This window comes from Bacillus sp. JJ1609 (genome assembly GCF_036967045.1).
Taxonomy (GTDB): Bacteria; Bacillota; Bacilli; order Bacillales; family Cytobacillaceae; genus Mesobacillus.
Genome location: NZ_JBALSS010000006.1, coordinates 553,547 through 556,454, shown reverse-complemented (window position 1 = coordinate 556,454; position 2,908 = coordinate 553,547). Strand labels below are relative to the sequence as shown.

The 2,908-nt window shown below is 40.5% G+C and carries 4 protein-coding genes; 2 read left to right on the top strand and 2 right to left on the bottom strand.

Annotated features, from left to right (window positions below):
• Window positions 1-322: 322 nt before the first annotated feature.
• Both V7654_RS07370 and V7654_RS07365 read right to left on the bottom strand, forming a co-directional pair.
• Window positions 323-1,138: a YihY/virulence factor BrkB family protein gene (locus V7654_RS07370; RefSeq protein WP_335429592.1), complete on the bottom strand. Its 816-nt coding sequence runs from the start codon at window positions 1,136-1,138 to the stop codon at window positions 323-325.
• Between the two features lie 46 nt (window positions 1,139-1,184).
• The gene (locus tag V7654_RS07365) at window positions 1,185-1,547 is read right to left on the bottom strand and encodes a YtxH domain-containing protein (protein WP_335429590.1); all 363 of its coding nucleotides are present in this window, start codon (window positions 1,545-1,547) and stop codon (window positions 1,185-1,187) included.
• Between the two features lie 305 nt (window positions 1,548-1,852).
• On the opposite strand from V7654_RS07365, the gene V7654_RS07360 reads away from it, so the two are divergent.
• Window positions 1,853-2,077 (top strand): DUF1128 domain-containing protein, encoded by a 225-nt coding sequence (locus V7654_RS07360; protein WP_335429587.1) that lies wholly within the window; start codon window positions 1,853-1,855, stop codon window positions 2,075-2,077.
• A 139-nt stretch (window positions 2,078-2,216) separates the two neighbouring features.
• Window positions 2,217-2,543, top strand: coding sequence for a hypothetical protein (locus V7654_RS07355; protein WP_335429586.1), 327 nt, complete (start codon window positions 2,217-2,219; stop codon window positions 2,541-2,543).
• The last annotated feature ends 365 nt before the right edge of the window (window positions 2,544-2,908 follow it).

Sequence of the window (2,908 nt, the reverse complement as noted above, 5' to 3'; positions counted from 1 at the left end):
CGAGGGGCTAGGCGCTGGAGCTAGACAAAGAAACTCCCGCTCGGCCAATATGTGCCGACGGGAGTTTTTTTTAGTGATATCCATTTGATCCATTCGCAGAGCCTGATGTTTTTTGCTTAGGATTGCTTTTGTTGCCTTTTTGTTTTGTTCCGCCGTCTTTTTTCGTTTTCTTGGTCATCTTGAAATCCCCCTTGATATAAGTGAGGTACTTGCCTCCCTTATATCTTCTGCAAAAAACGGACTCGTTACCGCGGAAATATAAGGATATCTGAATTGGGAATCAGGAGAACTTGTCTTTCAAATCATTCATTTCTGTCCTCAATCAGCACCCAGCCTTCTTCTCACTGAAATAAGCATTGATTTCTCCACCAATGATAATGATATAAGCAGAAAGATAAAGCCAGAGCATCAGGACGATGATGGCGCCAATGCTGCCGTAAGTTGCCGTGTAGGACGCAATATTGCTGACGTAGTAAGAGAATCCGATTGAAACAAGCACCCAGCCAGCTGTCGCAAAGACAGATCCCGGCAGTCCACTGATGCAGGTAAGCTTTTTGTTAGGGGCTATCCAGTATAATCCCAGAAAAACGACAAATAGAATCAGGATACTGATCAGCCAGCGAAGCATGTTCCATACATGGATAAACTCTTCTCTCAAGCCGAAATTAGCAAAAAGCCAAATGCCGATTTCTTTTCCAAACACAGGAAGAATTAAAGCGACAAGAAAGACAAAAATCATCGCAAAGGTTAAAATAATCGCCATTAAACGGCTTACGATGAACGATCTCGTTTCTTTCACCCTGTACGCCCTGTTAAAGGCTGTCACAATGGCGTTGATCCCGTTGGATGCAGTCCAAATTGTGGCTATCAATCCAAAAGACAGAAGCTTGCCGTCTTTTTCCATAATATCCTCAAGACTGTTCCTGATTAAATCCATTGTATCGCCAGGAGCGTAATCGTCAAAAAAAGCAAGTATATCAACCTCGGTAATCGGCAGGTACGGCACAAGCGTCACTAGGAAGATCAATAACGGAAACAAGGAAAGCAACAAGAAGTATGCAAGCTGGGCAGCAAGTGCCGGAACATCATCCTCCTGAATCCTGTGCCACATTTGCCTGAAAAACGATAAATCAACCATTGATTCACCTCATCATATGCTTTCCTTGATCTAAATAAGGGCTTGTTTAAAGTTTATTTTCATCTATATGCGACGGATTTTGGTCAGATGCCGCAATTTTCCTCAACGTTTCCTTTGTCCCTTTTACAAGCTCAGTTACCTGTGGTGGAACATCTCTGATTTCCTCTACTTTTTCTGTAATAAAAGCAACGTCCTCTGTTACTTGTTCCACTGTTGACCGGACTTTATTCGCTACATCCTTGATCTCTTCAAATAATTCAGTTGGGTTTTTAACTGCGTAAGCTACGCCGCTTGATACTTTGCTGAAATCTTCTTTAACACCGTCGCGGGTCGATTTTTCCAAAAGGCTTACAGCCCCTCCTGCTAACGCTCCTAAAACCATACCCATCCAAAATCTCCTCGAACTCATATCCTTCTCCTCCTAAATAAGTTTGTCCCGATGCAGACATTCAGTCTTGCCTGCTTCCTATCTAACATTTTCCACGATAGCCATTGCTTCATGCAAGTCTAGACAATTTTTTTATCAGATTCATTTTTTAGTAATGAAAATAAAATGGAGCCATTGGGTCCAAAATTCACTCAAGGAATGGTGAAAAAAACTATTCCGCTAACCGTCTAAATATAAATCCGTCCCTTCATAGAGCCGTATTTATAATTGACTTTTCATAGTGAACATGGAAAGATAATTGTACAACCCTTGAAAGGATGAACGGAGTGGACTTAACTAAAAATTCGCCTGAAAACGTTGAATTCATGATTGAAAAAATTAAAGAAAAGCTTAATGTCATGAACATAGGCGCCATCAAATCCTCACATTTTGACGGTGAAATGTATGAAGAACTTGTAGAAATTTATGAAATGATCATGAAGAAGAACAGTTTCAGCCCGAACGAATTGCAAGCAATTGCCGAAGAGCTGGGCAATTTGAGAAAGCAATAATATGGATGACAGGCGCCAAATCAGGTGCCTGTTTTTATGTGGAATGAAAAACATCTCAGAAAATGTCTAAACTTTTTAGTTTCCACTATGCATATAATGTTATAAGATAGGTTTATTACTTTTTAAGGGAGTGAAGACCGTGAAGAAGCTTAGAACTTCAGCCCTGAGCCTGCTCCTTCTGTTTACTTTCTTACTCACTCACGGAACGCTTCCTGCTGAAAAAGTTAATGCATTTGGCACAAAAACGAAAGCAGTCCTCCTAGTGGATAAGGCTTCAGAAGACCTACCCGATCCAACTACAAGTGATAAAAAAACCTTCACCATTTTCTATACAATTGTTGCTCTTCTTTTTATACAGCCTTATATCAGCAGACGTATTCCTGCAAATGCCTTTACCGCGATTTTCGCCTTTCTGACGGCTGTGTTTTTCCAATCTAATTATGTGATCAAGCCTCTGAGATTTTAAGCATTTTTAAAATCAAAGGAGGAATGAATCATGTGGTTTCGTTTTCTGATGATCGGCTTCTTTTCACTGACGGCATCAAGCTTTTTGCTTTACCAGGGAATTGAGTTTTATCATGCGTTTATTGATTTTTTTAAGCAAAGTAAATAAAATGTAAAAGAGGGTGTCCCAAAAGTATATTGGGACACCCTTTTTTTGTTATTGATAAGGGTCAGTTGATTTCCTCGGAAGAATTATGAAAAAGCCCCACTGCCAGCTTTTTTCATAAACAAATCCTTCTAGCGGTGTCAAGTGAGCCTCCCATGACAACTCGTGACTGTTTTTTCTTCGAGTTGTTCTCGGACCCTTCCTCATAACAACTCGTCGGC